23 protein-coding genes and 2 pseudogenes are annotated in these 22,486 nt (G+C 62.4%); 18 read left to right on the forward strand and 7 right to left on the reverse strand.

The window, feature by feature from the left end; translation table 11 throughout:
• Positions 1–211: 211 nt before the first annotated feature.
• Positions 212–841: pseudogene (locus tag ABIB90_RS30825) on the reverse strand (ArdC family protein); the annotation flags it as partial.
• Between the two features lie 82 nt (positions 842–923).
• Between ABIB90_RS30825 and ABIB90_RS30830 the strand changes: the two are divergent.
• Positions 924–1,145 carry a hypothetical protein gene (locus ABIB90_RS30830; RefSeq protein ID WP_354201979.1) on the forward strand — a complete coding sequence of 74 codons (222 nt, stop codon included), beginning with the start codon at positions 924–926 and terminating at the stop codon, positions 1,143–1,145.
• A gap of 36 nt (positions 1,146–1,181) precedes the next feature.
• On the opposite strand, the gene ABIB90_RS30835 is transcribed toward ABIB90_RS30830, so the two are convergent.
• From ABIB90_RS30835 to ABIB90_RS30845, 3 genes and pseudogenes are all read right to left on the reverse strand, one after another.
• Complete coding sequence (locus ABIB90_RS30835) at positions 1,182–1,769, reverse strand: hypothetical protein (RefSeq protein WP_354201980.1); 588 nt, start codon at positions 1,767–1,769, stop codon at positions 1,182–1,184.
• A 390-nt stretch (positions 1,770–2,159) separates the two neighbouring features.
• Positions 2,160–2,564, reverse strand: a complete 405-nt coding sequence (locus tag ABIB90_RS30840; protein ID WP_354201981.1) for a hypothetical protein — start codon at positions 2,562–2,564, stop codon at positions 2,160–2,162.
• A gap of 103 nt (positions 2,565–2,667) precedes the next feature.
• Positions 2,668–3,214: pseudogene (locus ABIB90_RS30845) on the reverse strand (DUF1419 domain-containing protein).
• Here ABIB90_RS30845 and ABIB90_RS30850 point away from each other — a divergent pair.
• A complete protein-coding gene (locus ABIB90_RS30850) occupies positions 3,110–3,322 on the forward strand; it encodes a hypothetical protein (RefSeq protein WP_354202050.1) in 213 nt (70 codons plus the stop codon). The pseudogene ABIB90_RS30845 and the gene ABIB90_RS30850 overlap by 105 nt on opposite strands.
• A gap of 147 nt (positions 3,323–3,469) precedes the next feature.
• Here the strand turns inward: ABIB90_RS30850 and ABIB90_RS30855 are convergent, their stop codons facing one another.
• Complete coding sequence (locus ABIB90_RS30855; RefSeq protein ID WP_354202042.1) at positions 3,470–4,429, reverse strand: DUF3991 and toprim domain-containing protein; 960 nt, start codon at positions 4,427–4,429, stop codon at positions 3,470–3,472.
• A 206-nt stretch (positions 4,430–4,635) separates the two neighbouring features.
• Entirely contained in the window at positions 4,636–4,812 is a 177-nt protein-coding gene (locus ABIB90_RS30860; RefSeq protein ID WP_354201982.1) for a hypothetical protein, read from the reverse strand.
• Between the two features lie 703 nt (positions 4,813–5,515).
• On the opposite strand from ABIB90_RS30860, the gene ABIB90_RS30865 reads away from it, so the two are divergent.
• Positions 5,516–5,716 carry a WGR domain-containing protein gene (locus ABIB90_RS30865; protein ID WP_502918246.1) on the forward strand — a complete coding sequence of 67 codons (201 nt, stop codon included), beginning with the start codon at positions 5,516–5,518 and terminating at the stop codon, positions 5,714–5,716.
• A gap of 78 nt (positions 5,717–5,794) precedes the next feature.
• On the opposite strand, the gene ABIB90_RS30870 is transcribed toward ABIB90_RS30865, so the two are convergent.
• A complete protein-coding gene (locus tag ABIB90_RS30870; RefSeq protein WP_354201984.1) occupies positions 5,795–6,526 on the reverse strand; it encodes an autoinducer binding domain-containing protein in 732 nt (243 codons plus the stop codon).
• A gap of 426 nt (positions 6,527–6,952) precedes the next feature.
• Here ABIB90_RS30870 and ABIB90_RS30875 point away from each other — a divergent pair, with 426 nt between their 5' ends.
• The 15 genes from ABIB90_RS30875 to ABIB90_RS30945 all read left to right on the forward strand — a co-directional run bounded on the left by ABIB90_RS30875 (position 6,953) and on the right by ABIB90_RS30945 (position 22,335).
• Complete coding sequence (locus ABIB90_RS30875; protein WP_354201985.1) at positions 6,953–7,588, forward strand: acyl-homoserine-lactone synthase; 636 nt, start codon at positions 6,953–6,955, stop codon at positions 7,586–7,588.
• A 39-nt stretch (positions 7,589–7,627) separates the two neighbouring features.
• A complete protein-coding gene (locus ABIB90_RS30880; RefSeq protein WP_354201986.1) occupies positions 7,628–8,197 on the forward strand; it encodes a lysozyme family protein in 570 nt (189 codons plus the stop codon).
• A gap of 78 nt (positions 8,198–8,275) precedes the next feature.
• Entirely contained in the window at positions 8,276–8,572 is a 297-nt protein-coding gene (locus ABIB90_RS30885) for a TrbC/VirB2 family protein (protein ID WP_009859429.1), read from the forward strand.
• Positions 8,572–8,910: a VirB3 family type IV secretion system protein gene (locus tag ABIB90_RS30890; protein ID WP_009859428.1), complete on the forward strand. Its 339-nt coding sequence runs from the start codon at positions 8,572–8,574 to the stop codon at positions 8,908–8,910. The genes ABIB90_RS30885 and ABIB90_RS30890 overlap by 1 nt, the downstream gene beginning before the upstream one ends.
• Positions 8,903–11,269 carry a VirB4 family type IV secretion/conjugal transfer ATPase gene (locus ABIB90_RS30895; RefSeq protein ID WP_354201987.1) on the forward strand — a complete coding sequence of 789 codons (2,367 nt, stop codon included), beginning with the start codon at positions 8,903–8,905 and terminating at the stop codon, positions 11,267–11,269. The genes ABIB90_RS30890 and ABIB90_RS30895 overlap by 8 nt, the downstream gene beginning before the upstream one ends.
• Positions 11,266–11,988, forward strand: coding sequence for a TrbJ/VirB5 family protein (locus ABIB90_RS30900; RefSeq protein WP_354201989.1), 723 nt, complete (start codon positions 11,266–11,268; stop codon positions 11,986–11,988). Before ABIB90_RS30895 ends, ABIB90_RS30900 begins: the two co-directional genes overlap by 4 nt.
• Positions 11,985–12,230, forward strand: coding sequence for an EexN family lipoprotein (locus ABIB90_RS30905; RefSeq protein ID WP_009859425.1), 246 nt, complete (start codon positions 11,985–11,987; stop codon positions 12,228–12,230). Before ABIB90_RS30900 ends, ABIB90_RS30905 begins: the two co-directional genes overlap by 4 nt.
• An 11-nt stretch (positions 12,231–12,241) precedes the next feature.
• On the forward strand, positions 12,242–13,228 hold the full coding sequence (locus tag ABIB90_RS30910; protein ID WP_354201990.1) for a TrbL/VirB6 family protein: 987 nt from the start codon (positions 12,242–12,244) through the stop codon (positions 13,226–13,228).
• A gap of 350 nt (positions 13,229–13,578) precedes the next feature.
• Positions 13,579–14,250, forward strand: coding sequence for a VirB8 family type IV secretion system protein (locus ABIB90_RS30915; protein WP_354201991.1), 672 nt, complete (start codon positions 13,579–13,581; stop codon positions 14,248–14,250).
• A complete protein-coding gene (gene virB9, locus ABIB90_RS30920; RefSeq protein WP_354167217.1) occupies positions 14,247–15,098 on the forward strand; it encodes a P-type conjugative transfer protein VirB9 in 852 nt (283 codons plus the stop codon). Before ABIB90_RS30915 ends, virB9 begins: the two co-directional genes overlap by 4 nt.
• 11 nt (positions 15,099–15,109) lie before the next feature.
• Positions 15,110–16,252, forward strand: coding sequence for a type IV secretion system protein VirB10 (virB10, locus tag ABIB90_RS30925; RefSeq protein WP_354201992.1), 1,143 nt, complete (start codon positions 15,110–15,112; stop codon positions 16,250–16,252).
• Positions 16,249–17,280, forward strand: a complete 1,032-nt coding sequence (virB11, locus tag ABIB90_RS30930) for a P-type DNA transfer ATPase VirB11 (protein WP_354201993.1) — start codon at positions 16,249–16,251, stop codon at positions 17,278–17,280. Before virB10 ends, virB11 begins: the two co-directional genes overlap by 4 nt.
• 313 nt (positions 17,281–17,593) lie before the next feature.
• A complete protein-coding gene (locus tag ABIB90_RS30935; RefSeq protein WP_502918247.1) occupies positions 17,594–19,192 on the forward strand; it encodes a type IV secretory system conjugative DNA transfer family protein in 1,599 nt (532 codons plus the stop codon).
• Positions 19,176–20,348, forward strand: a complete 1,173-nt coding sequence (locus ABIB90_RS30940; protein ID WP_354167207.1) for an LPD7 domain-containing protein — start codon at positions 19,176–19,178, stop codon at positions 20,346–20,348. Before ABIB90_RS30935 ends, ABIB90_RS30940 begins: the two co-directional genes overlap by 17 nt.
• Before the next feature lie 376 nt (positions 20,349–20,724).
• Positions 20,725–22,335 (forward strand): OprO/OprP family phosphate-selective porin, encoded by a 1,611-nt coding sequence (locus tag ABIB90_RS30945; protein WP_247480437.1) that lies wholly within the window; start codon positions 20,725–20,727, stop codon positions 22,333–22,335.
• Positions 22,336–22,486 lie beyond the last annotated feature (151 nt).

Here is a 22,486-nt window from a genome sequence, read left to right on the forward strand (position 1 = left end):
CCAGATCTACATCCACGCCGATATGCGGATGAAGGAAAAGGCGCTCGCTCTCGTCGCCGCACCATCCGCGCCGCCGGGTCGGTTCCGGCCGGACGGCAAACTGCTCGCGTTCCTTGAAGGGCTCTGATTATGCCGAACAGCCGCACGGAGCCAACACCGGGATATCCAGCCTCCAACAGAGGCCATGCGGCATAATCTGGATCGCGGCATTATGCACGCATTCATGCGCGAGCGTGGCGGCATAGCTCTCGGCGTCACGGAAACTCTCGAATGGCGGCATTTGGATCAGGTCGAGCGCCGGCGCGAAGAATGCTTTGTCGCCGCCGTGCCGTATGTTCGCACCGGTTTTGGCGAAGAAGGCGTCGACATGCGCCAGACGCTGCGCCGGTGCGATGCTCGGAGTTGGGTGCCCGTAATAGTGATCCGGAAGGTCGTCGATCTGGTCGACGCAAAACACGGTATAGGCGCGCAGGAACGGAACGGTCCGTTCGACGTCGTCGCCATGCTCATCGGTCTCGGTCTTGGTGATCTTGTTGGCATAGACCACCATCGTTCCGGTCTCACCCTTGCGGATATGGCCGCCGAGTTCGAGCGCCTGCTTGAACGTCATCCAGATCGGCGACGTGAAGCCGCGCGCGACGGCTTCCGACCACAGCAGCACGACGTTAATGCCCTGGTAGGGCATGCCGTTGTGACGCAGTGGACGCGTGATGCGCCCAGCCGCGTTGGCCGCATTCCATGGCTTGACCCACGGACGCACACCGCGCTCAAGGTCTGCGACGACGCGATCGGTGATCCGCGCATAGATGTCGGCGCGGGGTTTGGTTTCCTTATCGGTCATGATCCTAACCTCCGTTGGAGGCCGCGCCCGTCGCGGCCCGTCACGGCGGTCCGCTGCGACGGCCTGCGGGGTCGCGCATCCGGTGACGCTGGTCGTCGGGGTGAGGGGAGAGACGCCGGACCGGAACGCAGTGGAGGACGGCAAAGCCGTTGCGCTGCCGCGCCGGCCGGAGCATGGACCGAAAGCCGGTACGGGCCGCGACGTGCGCTCCATCCCGTGTCATTTCTCTTTGCGCTTTTGCGCCGTCGCGATGTGCGACATGAAAACGGCCGGCCCGCAGGGGCCGGCCGACTTCGGATTGTGAACGAGCAAAGGCGGAGCCGAAGCCCCGCCGGCGGCGTCACCCGAACGCCGCCATCTGAACCTCGGCCGCCTTGCGGCTGACGGTCTCGCCGGGTTGTTCGGGCTGGCGCTCGAACGGCTTCCAGCTCTCGCCGACGACGTGCTCGTAGGCTGCGGCGGCGCCTTCGGCCGCCATGCGCAGTGCGTGTGCCTGAACGGCGACCTCGGCGGCGAATTCGCGCTTGCGCTGGGCCGCGGATTCGAAGCCGACAGGTCCGTCGAGGTCCTCGTCGCGCGTGTCGTTGGCGAGCTTTGCCGTCGCCTCGCGCGCTTCGGTGACCGCGCGGCTGTAGAACTGCCCGGCGCCGTGGGCTGAGCCGACATAGGAGCCGACGATCCGCTGCAGGTGGATCTGCATGGCGCGTTCGTTGACGCTTTCGCCGAGCGCGTCGGCGGTCTCGCTGATGAGCCGCTGATGGAGATCGCGGATGCCGTCGCTGTCGAGGACGGGGAGGCCGAAGCTCTCGGCGATGCGGGTGGCCTGGGCGGCGTCCGGGCAAACGAGCCGGACCATTTCGATGGTGGTGCCGCGGCGAAGCGGGACGACGCGGGCGTTGGTGCGGGGTGCGCGAGCGGTCTTGGTCATGGTGAAGTCCTTTTCTGGTTTCGCCGTCGGGTTCGGTCCGGCCCCTGCCGGCTCTCCCCTCGGGTGCGGTCGCCCGGCGCCGCCGGGATGAGGGCCGCTTCAAGGTCCGGGCACCGCCAGGCGAGCGAGGTTCGGTTGCGGACAAGCGGGGCCACGCTACTGGGCCCTGCGCCGGATGCGGCCGGGCCTTGCCGAGATCGGCGGTCTCCGGTTGCTTGCGACTTGGCCTTGAAGCAGACCGTCGGGGGCGTAGACCGCAGCAAACCCGAGGGGAGAGGCGACAGAGTACGGGCGGGTGGCGATACCCGAAAGGTTCGCCCTGGCAGACCGCCGCCGCAGCGCCATGATCGAGACGTTCGCCTGAGCGAGCCGCAAGGTCGGTTGGTCCTGCTATGCCGCGGTGCCATGCTGCTTCCCCAGACGACAGGAGTGCGACATTCGTCCGCGCGATGTGCATTCCGGGTCGTCACCAGCGGGGCCAGACTCTGACGTGCATCGAGCCTGCAGCGTATCGATTGCGGCATCCTGCCGGGCGAGCTTGCGCGAGAGGGCATCGATCTCCGGCTGGCGCTCTGCGGTGATCGCCGCAAGGTTCGAACGGTAACGTTCGAGGAACGCACTCGGGTCGGGCGGCATGCCGCGGCGGTATCCCGAGCGCTTGCGACCGAGCTGCGGGATCAGCGTCGTCATGCGTCGGATGATCTGCCGGTCGATCATGTCGAGCTGGCGCTGCGTCTGGCGGCGCGCCTCCTCCACGCGCGGCCAACCGCCGCCGCGAGCGGCGACGGACGGCATGGCGTTGCTGGATTGACGGGAGGACCGGCGCGACGGCCGGATGTGGGAATGCGAAGCCCGGCGCGCGGCCGGGCTGCTCGCGGTCGGGAAGGGAAGGGTCAGGCTAGGCCGCGACCGTCTCCGGCAGATGGCGGAGCTGCACCGGCAGCTTGGCCGCGATCTCCGCCTCGCAGAGGTCGTCGAGAAGCTTCAGGACCGTGCCCGCGCAGGGCGTAGACAAGCACGGTGCGGCGACCGCACATCGGCGCGGGCCAGCGCTCGCCGGCATAGCCGCGATAGTCGTCATGCGTGCACGACCAGATGTGCTCGAGCCGCTCGTCGCGCGTCATGGCGCGGACCGGCCGCGATTCGCGCTCAATGATCTCTGCCTTCATCCGCTCCGGCGACCCCCGGTCAGACAAGTCGCAATAGCTGTGGAACCAGCGCCGCCTGCCGTCGATGGTGAGCGCGAAGAAGATGCTGGTGACGCTGCCGGTCATGAATTCGCGCATCGCGAACACGTCGGCGCGCATCCATAGCGGCGGCAGGATCTCGAGCATATAATCATGATCGCATTCCGCGATCTCGAACCACTCGCGGGCAAAGAGATGCTGGCCTTCACCTACGGCCATCGCGGGGTCACCACGATGGCGGTTAAACAAGCGGTGCATCTCGTGGCGCGTCGCAACGCCTTCGAAGACTTTGCGGATGCTGGGGGAGGTGTGCATCGGCGGCTCCTTTTCAGCCTGACCGGGCTGAAGCGCGAGCGATCCGCCTGATCTCCTCATCACTTCAGTCCTTCGTCACACCTCCTCGGCAGCCGCCTCTCCGGTCCGACGGGTCAAGGGCCGCGGCACGCGGGCGAAGCTTCACCCTTGACGCGCCGGCCGGGCATGCGGCAGCGATCCCTCGCTTTTTCTCATTCCTCATATTCGTTCGCCTTCGCGCGGACGACATACAGCACGGAACCATGCCGTGCCTTCCTGTCCACCTCCGATTCGGGCGGCCCTGAGGTCCTCGTTCCAATCGTCGGTGCGCGGCTGCGACCGCAGGAAACGAGAGCCGGCCTCGTCCGCGATCTCCCGAATCCGGCGGGCGTACACTTCGCCCTGCCGATTGTTATCGGTCGCGGCGACAATGACGGCATTGGCGCGCCCGGCCAAAGCGCGGACCGCCGTCTCTGTTGCCGGCGCCCATCCCCCGCCCGTGCTGATATACAGAGTGTCATCACGCAGCTCTTCGAGAGCGGCAAGGCTCATCGCATCGACTGCGGCTTCCGTCACACAGATGCGTAAGTTATCGGCGGCGCCCAGGCGGAACAGCTCTTTCGCACCGCCCGTCGCAAACCCGCGCCAGTTCGGGCCACGCTCCTCCCAGCCGGTGATGACGCCGGCGGAATCGCTGTGTGCCGCCCACATGCTGCCTTGCGGGCCCTCGCGAAGTCGTCCTTCGGCAATGGCTGCGACGATGATCCGTTCGGGGATATGCCGCTCGTCGACCAGATAGCGCCAGCTCGCGGAGCCGGGCCGAGGTTCGGATCGGCGACGCCAACGCTGCGCGGTCGAGGCGAGCGGTTTTGGCTTTGCGGCAGGTCGCCAGGCGGGCGCGCTGGGCATGAAGCCGACGACGCCGGAAACGCGATGATACGCGTCAGCGAATCCAACGGCGCCAAGATGTTGGGCAAGCGAAAACACGTCCCCTTTTGCCGGCGACAGGGGATCGAACCAGCCGCGGCCCTGGTGGATGACAATGATGATGTTGGTGTCGCGGCGATACTTGATCGCACGCCGGGTACTTTCCTTGAGATCGACCTTCCAACCGTCTTTCTCCAGCATGGCTCCGCAGCTAACGTTTTCGCGCAGCTCTTCGATTTCTCTCTTTTCCATTGTTTGCACCGGCGTCGCGCACGCGGCGTCCGGCCCCTTCTTCTGTTGGTCTCACTTGTTCCTGGCCTTGCGGCACATCCCCGACCGGCCGCGAAGCCTGCCGAATGCAAGGGCGCGCGTACGAGCTGTCGAATTCGTCAGATAGCCGGGCGCGGCGTAGCTTCCCTTGCAGCCGGCATGGCGCCAGCGGCAGCCGGTCACCCGGCTCAATGAGCCGGGCACCAGGGGTCGTATTCATGGACGATGGCGTCCTGGTCGCCGTCGTATTCGCTGGAGACCGTCACACCGAATTCGCTCTCAGCCTGGAAAAGGATGATCGGCACCATCAGCGTGCGGGCCAGATCGAAAGCGTGGTTCTGAGCGAGGGTGAGATCGTGCGACATCGAAAGGCTCCCGTCTTGCGGCGGGGACCATCCCCGCTCGACAGGCGCCGACGTGTTCGGGGGTGGCTGCGGTCACCTCGCAGGCGAAGCCGAAGAGGTCGCACGCTTGCGTAGCGAACCCCTTGCGGGTTGATCGTGGAAGGCCGCACCAGAACCAAGGAAAGCCCAGTCGAGAGCGGGGTTGGTCCATCACCGAAAAGCATGGCGAGCCAGGGCGCACATCTTTCGTCCAGCGGACGCAGTGTTAGTCTGATTGAGAGCGAGAACTGCCGCCGTCCTTTTGTCGGGAGCGAAAGTGGATTTGCCCACCTGGAGGTTGCTCTGCGAAAGGTCCGACGCGAATATGCCGTAGCTTTCGATGACTCAGCAGCTGTCTTGTTCGGGGACTCGGGCCGTTTCGCGTCAGGGATGGCAGCCCGTAAGGGGGAAGACCCGCTCGCGGGGCTTCAGCGCAGCCTCCAGCCCGACCCGCAGGGCGACGCCCACTTTCTTCGCAGTCAGAGGCGCACAACACCCTATAGTTTTGGAGACCGCTCGCTGAACACCTCAATGGCTTTCATCACCCCTATTAAACTTCTGAATCGAGAGGCCTGATCGATTCGATAAATTAATTGGACGCTGGTTTCGACAGTTGCGATTCTTGCGCATGTCAGAACTCACAGTGCCATACCTCGTGCTCCAACGGTGTGAACCGGCCCGCAATATGGCCAGGTTCTATGTCCTCACGATCGAACCGACTCTGTTCGGTGATACGGCATTGGTGCGCGAATGGGGACGTCTGGGCCAACGCGGCCGCCGGCGGATGGATCTGTTTGCCGGGAGGGTCCAGGCCATCGAAGCACTCGAGGCTTGGCTCGTCCGCAAAGCACGCCGTGGTTATGTACCAAAGAATCCCGTGCCCTGAGTGCAGCGCCCAGTATTCCCACCTGCTTGAACCGTCGATCTTCGCAACTTCTTGCAAGCCGGACAGCTGTTTTGCGCATTACGGGAGCAATCCCTGCCGAAGCGCGAGAGCCACAGCGTGCGGGAGGGTTAATGCAGCAAGATTCCGCCGGGCATTGTCCAGATGAAATTTTACACCCCGCGGGCGAACACCGAGGAGCTGCGCAATATCCTGCATCGTCTTGCCCTCGGAGATCCAACCCAAGCATTGCCTTTCACGCTGGGTCAAGGTGTAGACCTGCTGAGCATACCGAGGCGTCCGTCCAATTCCGGCAGCGCTCACATGGGCATGGTAGGTGAGCCCCACCATTTGCAACATATCTTGCGAGCTCTCGACGAAGCGATCGAGGTCAAGGCTGCGCTCATCCACCGCCAGCGTGAACGCCGCGAACCGGTTTTGGCTTGAGGGAATGCGAATGGTCAGGCCGGTCCTGATCTTGAAGCTGAGCGCATCATCGAACAGGCGGCGCTCTTTCGCCGACTTTGCGCTTCGCGCCTCACGTCCATCCCACAGGAACACACGGCTCGTGTTTCGCGGCTCCTGAAGAACGGGATCGATGTTGTGATAGCCTTCGCGAAAATAGTGGCTGGTCCAGCTCTTCGGATAGGATGAGATCAGAATGGGGCCATTGGCGCGCTGACCAAAATAGGCAAACCACCGGAATCCCAGGGCATGCGCAGCTCGTTCCGCAACACGCCGAAAATCATCTTCCGTATGGGCAGCGTGCAGACAATCGACAAATTCATCGCATGCTCTTTTGACGTCTTTCATTGCGCCACTTCAGTCTTTTCTTAGTTCCCACAACGCGAACATTTTGATGATTCGCGCTCCACGTGCAGGCATTTATTGCGACGTTGCGGCAGCTTTGCGGCACGAACAATTCGATATCGCCCCTTTCAAACCTACAGCAGCAACGCGCACATACGACGGAGGAGAACAACCTCTGACTGCAGCCACTCTAAACAAAATATTTTCTCCTCTTGGTAGAGGCTAAGGAATTTCCTTCTCTGCGCTATTAGATCCGCGCATCGCGGAATTTATACATTTTCCAAAGTGCGCGCGCGGATAACCGTGCCTTGCGAACACGGTTCGTGACCCAGCAGATCCATAGCGCCCTGTCAGAACTGACAGCGCAACGCCGTGACCGTGGCTGCTTTCCTGATCTCGAAGCTGTGATTCGTAAGTTTGAGGTTAAGAATGAAGGTCATTGTGCGTAGCCGTGCGGCACTCATGCGCGACTCCGAACTAACGCTAGGAATGCACCGCCTGCGTGGGCGTGTGTTCAAGGAACGGCTCGACTGGGACGTCTCTGTCTGCAACGGATTGGAGATCGATCAGTACGACACCTTCAAGCCAACTTATCTCCTCGCACTCGAGCAGAACGACGTTGTTGGTTGTGTTCGTCTGCTGCCCACCACAGGGCGCAACATGCTCGCGGATACGTTCCCGGTGTTGCTGGATGGCAACCCGGCGCCGAAGGCGACCACGATTTGGGAGAGCTCGCGCTTTTGCGTTGATACAAAGACCGTCGCGGCAACAGCAGAGAATGGTCTGCGCAAAGCGACGTTCCTGTTGCTTGCGGCCATGATCGAATGGGGTCAGCAGCACAATCTTCAGGCCATCGCAACCGTCACTGATCTGCGCATGGAACGCATCCTGCGTCGGGCCGGATGGCATCTCGATCGCCTCGGCACGCCTCGTCAAATCGGGGCGACCAAAGCCGTCGCCGGATTGTTGCCGATTACCGAGGAGGCTCTCGGCGCGATCCGAGCGGCCGGGCAGATCTCAAGCTGCGCAATTGACGCGCCATCAAGCCTGGCGATCGCCGCCTAGCATCGAACATCTCAGCTGCTGAGAGAAAGGCTCTCAACCATGGATCCAGCTGCATTCGCGGCTCTGGTCGAACGATGCGCCCCCACGGCAATGGCTCGGCCGCTGACGGAACTCGTCCGGCAGGCGAGCTCCTTCGAGCCGCTGCTCATCACGATTCAGGAGCGCAAGCCGATTCCGATTCAGGCAACCGACCGGGACGAAGCCATCCAGCTCGCAACCGAGGCCATCGCGACCGGTCAGCAGGTCCGAACGGGTCTCGGTCAACTTGATGCGGAGGAAACACGAAAGGCCGGGCTGACCGCTAGTACCACCTTCGATGCGTGTCAGCACATTGCCGGGCTTGGCAGATTGTTCGACGCGCGACTGCAAGCGGCGAGCGTAAAACGCGCAGACCGCGACCAGGCAATTGCCGAAGTCATCGCGAGCTTCGCGCCCAAGGCTTCCGGTCAGCTCTCGGAGCCTCGTGTCGAGCCGATGGCGACCACCGGTCGTGATCGCCCCACCGGCGATACGATAGTCAATCCACCCGCAGGGTCTGCCAGCGAGCGCCGGCCCTGGGACGTCTATCGCTCGGGAATAGGCACGTCAGCCTTTGTTTACGAACGATGAGGATCGCCGTTTTTTCTCAACTCACTGCCGCGGTCCGGGCTGCTGGGGTCCGGCTGCAGTGCCAATCGGAGCCGTGCCATGACTTCTCCTGTTAAACACTCCGCTGCGCTCCTTTGCTTGGGCGCCGTTCTCAGCGTCGCCTTGGTTGAGCCGGCGTTCGCGCAGACGGCGAACATCGAAGGCGTGCTGCAAAACATCGTCAACATGCTGACCGGCAACGTCGCCCGCCTGCTGGCGACGCTAGCGGTCATTATCGTCGGCATCGCCTGGATGTTCGGGTATCTCGATCTGCGCAAGGCGGCCTATGTCGTGCTCGGCGTCGCCATCACGTTCGGCGCCTCCGAGGTGGTTTCGACCTTGACCGGGGGTCATTGATGACCGAGTCCGCGCGTCTCACGGAGGACACCTTGTTCCTGGCCTGCACGCGTCCGGCCATGGTCGCCGGCGTGACGATGGAGGCTATGGCGCTCAACGTGATGTTTTCCTGCATCCTGTTTCTAGTAGCTGGCAGCATTCTCTACGGTTTGGTCGCGATTCCCATCCATGGGCTTTGCCGCATCATCTGCCGGCACGACCCCAACATGTTCAGGATTCTGCTGGCCTGGATCGAAACGCGAGGGCGCACGCGCAACACGTCATTTTGGGGTGGATCGTCCTGCACGCCGCTCAAGCTCGTTCGGCGATATCGAACAAGAGACCTTGGATATGCGTAACGCAGCGCTCAAGACCAGAGAGATCGGGCCTGACGTCTACCTGCCGTTCGGCCGGCATGTCACGGATACGGTGATCAGTCTCACGACACGAGCGCTGCTCACGGTGATCAGGCTTGACGGAACTTCGTTCGAAACCGCCGAAACGGCGGATCTGAACGACCTTCACGCCAAGCTGAACCTCACACTGCGCAACGTTGCGGATCCACGGCTGGCGTTATGGACCCATCTGGTGCGCCGCCGCACGTCCGATTATCCGGCCGGTACATTCCGATCGACATTTGCAGCCGCGCTTGACGCGCAATATCGCGATCGGCTTCGTCACGAAGCGCTCTTTCGTAATGATCTCTATCTGACACTGGTCTGGCATCCCGGCCGTGCCACCACGGACGTGGCCGCAGCGTTCTTCAAGCAGCTTGGCCGAAGCGTTGCACACATGGTCGAGGTCGACAGCGACGCGTTGAAGCGGCTCGAGGATGCCAGGCGCGACATGGTCGCGGCCCTGGAGCGTTACGGTGCCCAGACCATGGGATTAGTCGAGCGCAACGGGATCGTGTTTTCAGAACCCATGGAACTGCTCCACGCCATCACAAGTGGGGAGTGGCTGCCGGTCGCTTTGCCGCAAGGACCGATCGGCCCCGCGCTCTATTCGAACCGTGTCATCTTCGGCCGCGAAGCCATCGAAATCCGGGGTGCCGGCGGATCGCGCTTCGCTGGCATGTTCGGAATCAAGGAATATCCGGCGTCCACCAGACCTGGGCTGTTGAACGCGCTGCTTTCCGCGCCCTTCGAGACCATCCTCACGCAATCCTTCGCGTTTTTGTCCAAGGCCGACGCCAAGACGGTCCTGACGCGCAAGCAGAACCAGCTGGTGTCGGCTCAGGATCCGGCGGCCTCGCAGATCGACGAACTCGCTGACGCGCTCGACGATCTCGAATCCAACAGATTTGCGCTCGGCGATCATCAACTCTCGCTTCTGATCTATGCGGAAACGCCTTCGGAGCTACAGGAGCACATGAGCGTAGCGCGACGCGCACTGGCCGATGCCGGTAGCGTGGTCGCGCGCGAAGATCTTGGACTTGAAGCGGCTTATTGGGCCCAGCTCCCCGGGCTGTTCAAATATCGGGCCCGAACTGGAGCGATCAGCTCACGTAACTTCGCGGCGTTCTCCCCGTTCCACACCTATCCGACGGGGAGGGCTGCCGGCAACCATTGGGGTCCGGCAGTTGCGATGCTCAAAACAGCCTCCGGCTCGCCGTTCTACTTCTCGTTCCATCACGGCGATCTCGGCAACACCTTCATCTGCGGCCCGTCCGGGTCCGGCAAGACCGTCGTGCAGAACTTCCTGCTGTCGCAGGCCGAGCGGCTTGGCGCTACTTACGTCTTCTTCGACAAGGACCGTGGCGCAGAACTCTTCGCCCGCGCCGCGGGCGGGACGTATCTGACGCTCCACAACGGCATTGCAACCGGCTGCGCGCCGCTCAAGGCGCTGGAGCTGACGCCAGCGAACCTGTCTTTCCTCGGCGCACTTGTCCGGAAACTCGTCACACCGGAAAACCGGCCGCTGACGGTGACCGAGGAGGAACGGATCGATTCCGGGTTAAGAGCTCTTGGCCAACTGCGGCAGGCGGAACGCTCGTTCGGGACGCTGCGGGCCTTCCTCGGCCAGCAGGATCGCGAGGGCATTGGAGCGCGGCTGGAGCGATGGTGCCGGGGCGCGCCGTTCGGCTGGGTGCTCGATGGCGACCAAGATGCCATCGGGCTGGACGCCAGGTTCATCGGGTTCGACATGACCGACCTCCTGGATCATCCAACCGTTCGCACGCCGCTGATGATGTATCTCTTCCATCGGGTCGAGCGGCTGATTGACGGGCGGCGTCTGATCATCGACATCGACGAGTTCTGGAAGGCGCTCGGCGATGAGGCATTTCGGGATCTCGCCAACAACAAGCTCAAAACCATCCGCAAGCAGAATGGCGTCATGGTGTTCGGCACGCAGTCGCCGCGCGACGCGCTGGCCTCCCCGATCGCGCACACCATTGTCGAGCAATGCCCGACGCAGATCTTCCTGCCGAATGCGCGGGGAACGCGTTCGGACTATGTCGACGGCTTCCATCTGACCGACACTGAATTCCGCCTGATCAAGGAGGAGCTCGCTCCCGAAAGCCGGCGGTTCCTGGTCAAGCAAGGACATAACTCAGTGGTGGCAGAACTTGACCTTGGCGGTTTCGACGATGCACTCGCCGTGTTGTCGGGACGGACGGAAACGGTCGAGCTGCTCGATCGCATTCGCAGCGAGGTCGGCGACGATCCGGCCCAGTGGCTGCCGGTATTTCACGCGGAGCGGAGGAAAGCCCGATGATGGTTCAGCGCATGGCGGCGATGTTTGCCTCCGCGTCGGTCGCGGCCCTCCTGATCGCGTCTCCGGCAGGAGCCGAGATTGTGTTCGACCCCAACGTCTTTGCACGGCAATTCGAGCAACTGACGGAGCTGAAGAAGCAGGTCGATACCCTGACGTCGCAGCTCAAGGTGGCGCAGGACCAATTGAACCAGGCCAAGCAGCTCTATGAGAGCTTCAACAAGCGGACCAACGCCAACGACATCGGGTCGCTCTTGAACACACCGCAGTTCCGCAAAGTTCTGCCCCAGCAATTCTCAGAGATCGAACGTCTCGTCGCGGGGCAGGGTGGCGGCAACTTTGCCGACGCGATCGACCACTATCTGTCACAGAACCGCGCATATGCCGGCAACAGCGGCAATTCGTATTACCAGAGCGAGCTCGACCGGATCGCGCGGCAGACCGGCGCCAAGCACTCCATGGGCCAGGCTGTGTACGATACCGCCTCGCAGCGTATCGACGCACTTGAAGAACTCAGAACTCGCATCAGCACGGCCACCGACGTCAAGGAGACATTGGACTTGTCAGCCCGGCTGCAGGCCGAACAGGCGCTGCTCCAGAACGATGTGCTCCGGATGCAGGGCCTCGCGATGATCCAGCAGGCCCGCACGGACATGGACGGGCAGCGGGAGCGTGAAAAGCAAGAACAACTGATTGATGAGATGAAGGCGGCGCTGCAATGAAATTGAAGACATCCATCATCCTGATCGGAGCCGCCGCAGCTCTTGTGGGCTGCAAGGAAACCGACAAGAGTCAGCAGACAAAATCGGTCGGCTGGTATCTCGACCATCGGGACGAGCTTGCGATCGCGCTAAATGTGTGCGGCGACAATCCGGGAGACTTCGCGAGCACGCCGAACTGCATCAATGCCAATGAGGCTCGAAACAAAATTACCATCCAAGAGATGGAAGACGCCCTGAAGTAAGGACCGCCGCGATGGCCATAAACGTCTTTGACACTTTCCTGAAGGAATTCGAGCAACCGATTACAGCATTCGTGTCCACCTCGGTGTCGAATCTCGCCTCGTACATCGATGGTCCGCTGCGCGTCGCCGTGATGCTCTATGTGATCCTCTACGGTTTTGCCGTGATGCGCGGCGCGATTTCCGAGCCGATCATGGAGTTCGCCTGGCGGGCGATGCGGATCGTGGTCGTGGTTCTGCTCGCGACGAATTCAAGCGCGTTCCAGCAATACGTCACGGGGCTGTTCTTTGACTCCTTGCCAAAGGAAATCGGCAACGCCTTAGCGGGCTCGGGACTGAACACCAATTCCGGGGTTCCATTCGATCAGCTTTTGATCAAGGGAATCGATGTCGCCAATAGAATCTACAAACAGGCCGGTCTGACCAACATCGCGCCGGCGCTGATTGCCGCCATTCTCCTGGTCTTCGTGGCGGTTGCTTCCTTCTTGCAGTTTGCCATCCTGCTCTATGCGAAGGTCGGACTCGGTATCGTTATCGCTCTCGGACCGATCTTCATTGCGCTCGGGCTATTTGAGGCCACACGACCGTTTACGGAGGCCTGGCTTCGGCAGGTCGCGAATTTCGTCATCCTGTTGGTGCTGGTGGTCGCGCTGGTCGGGCTGATGCTAACAACTGTAAGTGGCTTTATCGACAGGTTCGCAGCCAGCGCGGGGACAGCCGGCGAGATGGTGGTGGCGGCCGTCGCGATCAGCGCGGTGCTCGGCCTGTCCGCATACATCGCGCTGCAATTGCCGATCATCGCAGGCGGTCTCGCCGGGGGTGGCGCGTCGCTCGCAAGCCGGTTGGTCACCAGTCCCCTGATTGCCAATGCCACGGCCGCAGCCGGCGGCGCTTATGCCGGCGCACGCTGGTCGGCAAGCCGGGGTCTTGCTGCAGTCAGAGCCAGCCGGCAGGGCGGCAGTATGCGGCGGGTCCGATCCCAGGGCACTACGACAGCGTAAGCAAAGATCGCCGGCATCAGGCGACAAGAAAGACAGGGGCATCAGAACGATGTGGCGTCGACTATTCATCATTTGCGTTATCGCATGGCAGCTTGGGGGCTGCGCGAACTGGTCAAAGGGGCCGCCGTCCTGTGACGGTCTGACACGCCGACCGCTCAATCGTTCACTTTGGGATTGGGAGAACGGCACGCCATTGGCAGCACCCGAGCCGCCAATTCCGCCATCCGCACCACCACCCATCATCCGCAAAGGCGAGATCGGGCCGTCAGCGCCATCCAGCCATACCGCCAATTCGAGCTCTCGGTTGGACATTGCAGCCTCTTACCGCGCCTGCGGCAAGGAGGCGTGAGATGGTCCGGCAGGATGATCTGAAGACCTATTTCGACAACGCGCGCCGGTGGGAACAGGATCTGTTGCTGTCGGCCCATCGTTCGCGCCGAACGGCATGGGTGATCGCCGCGGGTGCCTGTGTATTGGCGGCCGCCTCGGTCGGTGCGGTGGCAGCACTTGCGCCACTCAAGACAGTCGAGCCGTTCGTCATCCGGGTCGATAATGCCACCGGCATTGTTGATACGGTCTCCGCGCTCAAATCGACGCCGGCGCGCTACGATGAAGCCGTGACCAAGTATTTTCTCGGCCGCTATGTGCGTGCGCGCGAGGGCTACAGCTATCCGGAGGCGGAAACCAACTTTCGAACCATTTCCTTGCTGTCCGGGGCGGGCGAGCAAGCCCGCTTCGCGGCGTGGTACCGCGGCTCCAATCCCGAAAGCCCGCAGGTCGTTCAAGGCCGTTTCGGGGTCGCCACCGTACGCATCAAGGCGATCTCGCTCCTGGCCGACAATGTCGCCTCCGTACGGTTCATGAAGGAGAGCCGCAAAGGCGAGGAAACCCGCATCACCCATTGGGTCTCGACCCTGACGTTCTCCTATGCCAGTGCGCCCATGTCCTCCGCCGACCGTCTCATCAATCCCCTCGGCTTCCTGGTCTCGGAATATCGCGCCGATCCGGAGGTGGTGCCATGAAACGTTTCCTCCTTTTGATCTCCTTTGCGCTGGGATTCGCGGGGCCGGTGCTGGCACTGCAGCAGCCCGCGCCTGGTCAACGCGACGCTCGCGTGCGCACGGTCACTTACGATCCGGCCAACGTTGTGCGGGTCAATGGTGTCATCCGGGCTTCAACCCAGATTTTGTTTGCCGATGACGAGGAGGTCGCGCATGTCGCGATCGGCGACTCGGTCGCATGGGAAGTCGCACCGGCGGGTTCGATCCTATTCCTCAAGCCGCGCGAAAAGCATCCGCCGACCAATCTGCAGGTCGTGACCACCCGTCCTGACGGCCGCAAGCGCTCTTACCAGTTCGAACTGTCGATCGCCGAGACCACGCTGGCGGACAGTTATTTCGTTGTGCGCTTCGCCTATCCCGGTGACGAGATCGAGCGCCGGCGCATGGAAGCTGCCGCGCGCGGCGCCGAGCGGGAAGGGGCACTGATCGAGCAGACCTTTGATCTGCATCATGCCTATGGGGCGCGCAACTGGCGGTTTTCGGCCCAGGGCTCGATCGACCTCGAGCCGGAAGCCGTGTTCGACGACGGCAAGGAGACCACGTTCCGCTTCGCCGGCAACCGCGAAGTTCCAGCGATCTACCTGATCAACTCAGACGGCTCGGAAAGCCTGGTGCCCAAGGATGTCCGCGGCGAGCTCGTGGTCGTTCATGCCACGGCGCGGGAGTTTCGGCTGCGCAAGGGCGAGAACGTGCTCTGCATTTTCAACGAGGCGTTCGACGCGGTGGGAATCAACCCGGGTACCAATACCACCAGCCCCTCGATTGAGCGGCGGGCGAAGAAATCACCTCCAACCCTGAAGTCACGATAGGCGGGCGCGACATGACCGAGCATGATGACGAGACGATTGCCGGCGACCGCGGCATTACCCCCGTGGGAGGAGGGGACAATGGTCGAACGGCGATGCTCAAGCGCGGCTTCGGCGCGCTGGCGCTGACCGCCTTTGCCTTTCTGATTATCTGGAGCACCTGGAAGAGCGATAAGCCGGTGAGCGACTCCGCTCGCAAGCTGATGATCCGGCCGGCGGCGGCCTTCGAACCCGCCCCGGAACAGCCGTCGGCGCCGATCACCACAGCCTCGATAGCGATACCGGTCGCAGCCGCCCCAGCGGCACCGGCACCTCCGTCCGACCAGCTCCTAGAGAGCGCGCGGCGGGCGCCGGTACTCGCTTATAATCGGCCGATTTCTTCCGGGCGCCCCGCCCGCGATAGCGCCACCGGAAGCGTCCTGACCGAGCCCTATGAGTTTGGACGGAGCGAGCCGCGCAACGATCTTGCCGACAGGCTGAAGCCCACTCCGATCGAGGGCGTGCGCGCCGCGCGGCTTCCCAACCGCAATCTGCTCGTCACCCAGGGCACTTCAATTCCGTGCGTACTAGAAACTGCGATGTCGTCAGACGTGGCCGGCTTCGTCTCCTGCGTCGTCATACGGGACGTGATGTCGGATTCCGGCAACGTGGTGCTCATGGAGAAAGGCACGCAGGTGGTTGGCGAGTATCGCGGCAATGTGCGGCGCGGTTCAAAACGCCTGTTCGTGCTATGGACGCGCGCCAAGACGCCGACCGGCGTGATTGCAGCACTGGCCTCGCCGGCCACCGATGCGCTGGGCCGCGCCGGCTTCGACGGTGACATTGACACCCACTTCTTTGAGCGGTTTGGCTCGGCGCTCCTGCTCTCGATCGTCAGCGATGCCTCATCGATCGGCCGTCAGCAGATGCAGGACGGCTCCATCCAAATCAACAACACCGCGGGGGCCACCAATACGGCCGCCGCTATCGCTGTCGAGCAGTCGATCAACATCCCGCCGACGCTGAACAAGAACCAGGGCGAACTCGTCAATATCTTTGTCGTACGCGACGTCGATTTCTCCTCGGTCTATCAACTTCGGCGAATTGAGACCCGGACCCAGATTCTCGACCGCACCATTCCCGGGAACGTCGCAGCACCGGCTGTGGTGACGAAATGAGCGCGGGTGTACCGAGCGAACGCGACGGTGGCCGCCTGGTCCTGGAGCGCTATCTGGAGCCGCTGGCATCATACTTGGCGGACAAGACCCTGACCGAAATCGTCGTCAACCGCCCGGGCGAGATCTTCGTGGAAGGGCCGGGCGGTTGGACCCGGCATGAGGCGCCGGCGTTGACGCACGCTTATCTGTCGCATCTGGCAACTGCCGCCGCCGGTCACACCCGTCAGGACGTCGGTCCAGAGCATCCGGTCGTCTCGACCAGCTTGATCGGCGAGGAGCGCTGTCAGATCGTGGTCCCGCCGGCTGTACCGACCGGGACGATCAGTCTGACGATCCGCAAGCCCTCGACCCTGACCATGACGCTTGACGCCTTCGAACAGGCAAAACTGTTCGACGAGATCCGTGTCACCGGCAATGAGCTCAGCCCTGACGAGCATCGCTTACTTGCCCTGAAGGAAGCCGGCGCATGGCGCGAGTTCCTCGAGCTGGCCGTGAGAGCTCGCCGCAACATTCTCATTTCTGGCGCAACCGGTTCCGGCAAGACCACCCTGTCCAAGGCGCTGATCGCGGCGATCCCGCCGCACGAGCGGCTCATCACGATTGAGGATACCGCCGAGCTTGTCATCCCTCATCAGAATTGCGTGCGGCTGCTCTATGCCAAGGACGGGCAGGGCGTCGCCAAGATTGGACCGCGCGAACTGCTCGAGTCGTGCTTGCGGATGCGGCCAGATCGGATCCTGCTGCAGGAGCTTCGGGATGGGACGGCGTTCTTCTATTTGAGGAACGTGAACTCCGGACATCCAGGGTCCATCACAACGGTCCATGCCGACAGTGCCCCGCTCGCCTTCGAGCAACTGACCCTGTTGGTGAAGGAAAGCGCGGAAGGCCGCGACCTTCATCGCGACGATATCCGCTCGCTGCTGCTGCTTCTGGTCGACGTCGTCGTCCAGATGCAGAAGCGCGACGGCCGCTATCGCATCTCGGAAATCTATTATGACCCCGTTCGCAAACGCGACCACGCCCACTAGGTTCGCGCTCGGTACTGCGCTTGCGGTCGGCGCCATCGGGCTGTTTCTGCTGGTCGCCTCAAATATTCTGCTGCTCGGGCTCAGGCATCACGACGGAGGCATCCATTGGTCCGAAATCGCCACCGGCTGGCCCCGGTACGGTACTGACCCACGCTTTGACCGCTGGCTGACGCTCTCAACTCTAGCCGGGGTGATCGTCGTCTTTGGCCTGCTCGGCGCTATCCTCCGGCAGCGATGTCTGCCGCTTCATGGCAGCGCCCGTTTCGCCTCGGAGCGCGAGATCAAGGCCGCCGGCCTGCGATCCAAGGAGGGCGTGCTGCTCGGCCGCAAGGACGCCAAACTGCTCTGCTTTGGCGGATCGGAGCATGTCCTGGTCTACGCCCCAACTCGGGCGGGCAAGGGCGTCGGCTATGTCATTCCGAACCTGCTCAACTGGCCGGATTCAGTTGTCGTGCTGGATGTGAAAAAGGAGAACTGGGATCGCTCGGCGGGATTTCGCGCAGCCCACGGGCAAGAGGTCCATCTGTTTGACCCGCTTGACGAGAACGGTCGGACCGCACGCTACAACCCGCTGGGCTATGTCCGCAGCGATCCCGCCGATCTCTATGACGATCTGCAGCGCATCGCGGTGATGCTGTTTCCGGCAGAAAGCCGGGGCGACCCATTCTGGTTCGAGGCGGCACGTTCGGCCTTTGTGGCGATTGGCGGTTATGTCGCGGAAACGCCTGGCCTGCCCTTGACGATTGGCGAGATCCTGCACCAGCTCTCGGCAGCAAGCGACCTCAAGTCTCATTTCGAGAAAATCATCTCCGCTCGCAAGTCAGGCCCTTCGCAACTGTCGCGGCATTGCATAACGGCATTAAACGACTTCCTCGCCGCTTCCGAAAACACCATGAACTCGGTGCGCAAGACCGTGACGGCGCGGCTTGGTCTCTGGCTCAACCCTCGCATCGATGCCGCGACCTCGACCAACGATTTCGATTTGCGGGAGCTGCGGCAACGGCCGATGTCGATCTATCTCGGGGTCACGCCAGACAATCTCGACCGTATGGCGCCGCTTCTCAATCTGTTTTTCCAGCAGGTGGTCGATCTTAACACCCGCGAACTGCCGGAGCAGAATCCCAAACTCGATCGCAAGGTGCTGCTGTTACTCGATGAGTTTCCGGCGCTCGGCAATGTCAATGTGCTTGCGAAATCGGTCGCCTTCATTGCCGGATATGGCATCCGCCTTCTCACGGTGGTCCAAAGTCCGGCTCAGCTTCGCGCAATTTACGGCGTGGACGCCGCCCGTAACTTCATGACCAACCACGCCGTCGAGGTCGTTTTTGCGCCGAAGGAACAGGATGTCGCCAATGAGCTGTCAGAGCGCATTGGCTACGACACGGTGAAGGCGCGCAGCCGGAGCGGACCAAAAGGGCTGGCGAGGCGCGCGACCAGCGAGACCGTCTCCGAGCATCGCCGCGCCCTGATGCTGCCGCAGGAACTGAAACTCTTGCCTAGGTCCAAAGCCTTCATCCTAGCCTCGGGGCTGCCGCCCGTCATCGCCGACAAGATCGTGTATCACGAAGACAAGGCTTTCCTGCGGCGTCTGCTCCCGCCGCCTGTTTCGGAGATGGCCAAAGGCCGTTCGAATGCGCTGATTGAGGCAGAGATCAAAGAGCTTCGGTCCGAAGTCGCTGAGCTCCGCATGGTATTTCGGTCGCGACCGATGACCGACGAGGAGGTGGCCGACCCCTCCACCATTCCTGCCGGTGCCAGTTTCGATTTCGGGGACGTGGACGTGGACCTCGAAGGGCTCTCCGAAGACGAGTTAAAGGCCTGGACCCTGAACTACATCGACGCTCAGGTCATTCCGCCGCCGCGGCGGGCCGGCCGCAGGCAGAAGGGTGAGCAGCATGAACGACAAGCATGACGCTGGCGAGGAATTCAGCCTGGAGCGGCAACGTCGCGCCGGGCGCGATCCGGGGAGAAACGAACCGGGCGACCAGGCGCAAGCGAAGTCAAAGTCGGCTGCGAGGTCGTCCGCCGCGATAGTTGATGACAATGCGCTCCCCGAGCGTATCAGTCGCAAATATTACGTCATTTCAAATGAGACCGGAAGAGACCGGCATAGCGGGGAAACGCGCTTCTATGCCGACGAACGTGGCGAGTATCTGGCCTTCAAAATCACGGAAGATCGACTGGTCACCCGGCTGGCCGCAGCGGAAGTAATCCGGGACATGGTCAGCGTGGCACAACATCGCCAATGGGAGGCACTTCACGTCCGCGGCTCCGCGGAATTCCGACGCGAGGCCTGGCTTGAGGCTGGTGCGCGCGGAATCGAAGTTCAGGGGTATCAGCCGACCGATCTCGATCGGCAGGCGCTGGCCGACCGAAGAGAAGTCCGGAATCGAACATACCCTCGCACGCGTGAGGTCGAGACTCGTTCAAATGTTGACAAGGACGCGCCCACGGCAAGGCTCGACTACGACAAAGGCATTTCGGGGCGTTTGATCGACTTCGGCCAGGCACCCTACGGCAATCGGAGCAACGCCGAGACAACGGCCTACTTGGCCATCGAGCTCGACAACGGCCAGCGGCATAAAGTGTGGGGCGTGGGTCTGGAAAAGGCGATCGCCGACAGCAAGGCAGGGCCCGGCGACCAAATCCAACTGCGCCGGGAGGGCGTCGAGCGCGTCCTCAAAACTATCAAGGTCATCGATGCAGCCGGAGGTGCGCGAACGGAAAGGCGGCAGGTGCCGCGAAACCGCTGGCGTGTGACCGCGGAGAAATTTCGCGTAACCGACCGACCTACGGCCGCCCGGGATCCCGATCTGGTCGCGGCACGGTCGCAAGTCGCCATCATCGAGAAGCTGCTAGCACGCGCGTTCCCAAAGGACGAGCGCGCACGTGAGAGCATCATTGCAGCCGCAAAGGAGCGCATCGCCCAACACCTCGAGAAGGGGCATTCGTTCAGGCGCGCGACAGTAATGGAACCCGTTCGCGGTGAAAAACTGGGCCGTGACAAGCACGGGGATTATCAAACCCACAAGAGTGAACATGTCAGACTGCAAGAGCGAGAGCGCTGAACGGAGGGTTCAAGCCTTCTTCGAACTGCTCTGCATCCTTCGTTATAGTGCTTCGGCACCGCGCCGGTAGCCGCTTAATCATGACGACAGATACCTTGATGTGACAGAGAATTCCTGCGAAGGTCGCATCGATCAGCACGGGGGCGCACGACAGGATCGGCATCGCGTCTAGCGCTCTTGGCCACAAGGTCTAGTTTATGGTCAAGTAGTGCGACAATTCTTCGACGGCATTTGAGCTCACTCGGCGCAACGTTATTGCAGGTGTGTGCGTCGGAGGAATTGACGACGGCTCCGAGCGACCGACGTAGTTTATGTGATCCTGGCGCTCGGGCTGTTGAATGAGGGTGGACGTCTCATGGAAAGCAGGGGATGTGAAATGCTCAGGAAAGCATTTGCAACGGCACTGGGCATCGCCGGTGCCCTCATGATATCGCAAGCTCATGCCGAGTCGGCAGGCAACAGCGAGCAGGAGATCGCGCTCCTGAAGCAGCAATTGAAGATGCTGGAGCAGAAGCTCGATAAGCTCCAGAGCCAGACTGCCGCGAACACGGCCGCCACGGCGAAGGCCAAAGTCGAAGCAAGGGCAGAGGCAAAGGCCGAAGCGCGGTCGGAGGCCAAGGCTGTCGTCGCCAACGCAAGTGCTGCGATCCCGCTCAAGGGCCCTGCACCGGCATCCGGCGTTGTCGTAACGATGCCGAACAACCGGCCAACCATCTGCACCGCCGATGGAGCGAACTGCGTCGCCATCACTGGCCGCGTGCATTGGGATGTCGGCGGCTACGACTATCGTCCCAACACCGCGGCCACGGTGCCGCAGAAGCTCGACAGCGGCGAGAACGTCCGCCGCGCCCGCATCGGGCTCGCCGGCAAATTCTTCAACGACTGGAATTTCGCACTGGTCTACGATTTCGGCGGCACCTCCGATGGATTTGGCGGCGCAGCTCCGGGATCGCTGCCCGGCGGCGGCGTCTCCGGCCTCGAGAATGCCTATCTCAGCTACACCGGTTTGAAGCCGTTCGGCGGAAGGATGGCAGTCGAAGCCGGCATCATGGACCTGCCTTACACTCTCGATGAGGCCACGAGTTCCAACGACATCATGTTCATGGAGCGGGCCTCGCCGGGCATCATCGCCACCAACATTGCCGCCGGCGACTTCCGCTCCGCGGCCGGCACGCGGTGGTACAACGACCAGCTCTGGGTCGGCGGCTATGTCACCGGACCAGCGACGGGCGCGATCCACTCCGCCTCGAGCGCCGCGCCAGCCGGCACCAGCGAGCAATATGGCGCCGTGGCGCGCGTTGCAGGCAACCCCATCAGCGGCAAGGACTATTCGGTGCATATCGGTGCCGACGCGCAGTGGCTGATCCAGCCGCCGCGTAATCTCATCGCCAACACACAGACGGTCACGCTGAGCGACCGTCCGGAATTGCGTCTGGACCCGACGACGCTGGTGTCCACCGGTGCGATCGCCAATGTCTCGGGCGCGCAGGTCTACAGTCTCGAGGCGGCCGCCACCTATGGACCACTGATCCTCCAGGGCGAGTATTTCTGGTACAATGTCGATCGCACCGCCAACACCGGCGTGCCGCTGGTCGGTGCGTCGAGCCTGAAGTTCCAGGGCGGTTACGCGCAGGCCGGCTACGTGCTGACCGGCGAAGGTCGTAGCTACAATGCGGCGAACGCGGCCTATAACGGCGTCAAGCCGGCGCATCCGTTCTCGCTGGATGGCGGCGGCTGGGGTGCTTGGGAAGTCGCCGGACGCGTGAGCCAGATCGACCTCAACGATCAGCTCGCGACCGCCAATGGCATCGCCGGCGGACGCCAGACCGTCTACACGCTCGCGCTCAACTGGTATGTCAACGGCAACGTCCGCTTCATGCTCGACTACCTGCATGGCAATATCTCCAAGCAGGCCTCGCCGGTCTCGACTGCCGATGTCGGCTCGAAATTCGATGCCGTGGCGATGCGCACGCAGTTTGCCTTCTGACGCAATCTCTTGCAGGAGTGTTTTGTCGGCTTGTTTTTATGCGCGTCCGGCCCTGTTTCCGTCGCGTCGACCCAGAGACGCCTCAATAATACGAGCGGGCGCGTGTCTCATTCGCCGTAACCGGTTCAGTCGTTCCGCAGGCACTGAGTGT

This window comes from Bradyrhizobium sp. JR4.1, assembly GCF_040548605.1.
GTDB classification, from domain to species: domain Bacteria; phylum Pseudomonadota; class Alphaproteobacteria; order Rhizobiales; family Xanthobacteraceae; genus Bradyrhizobium; species Bradyrhizobium canariense.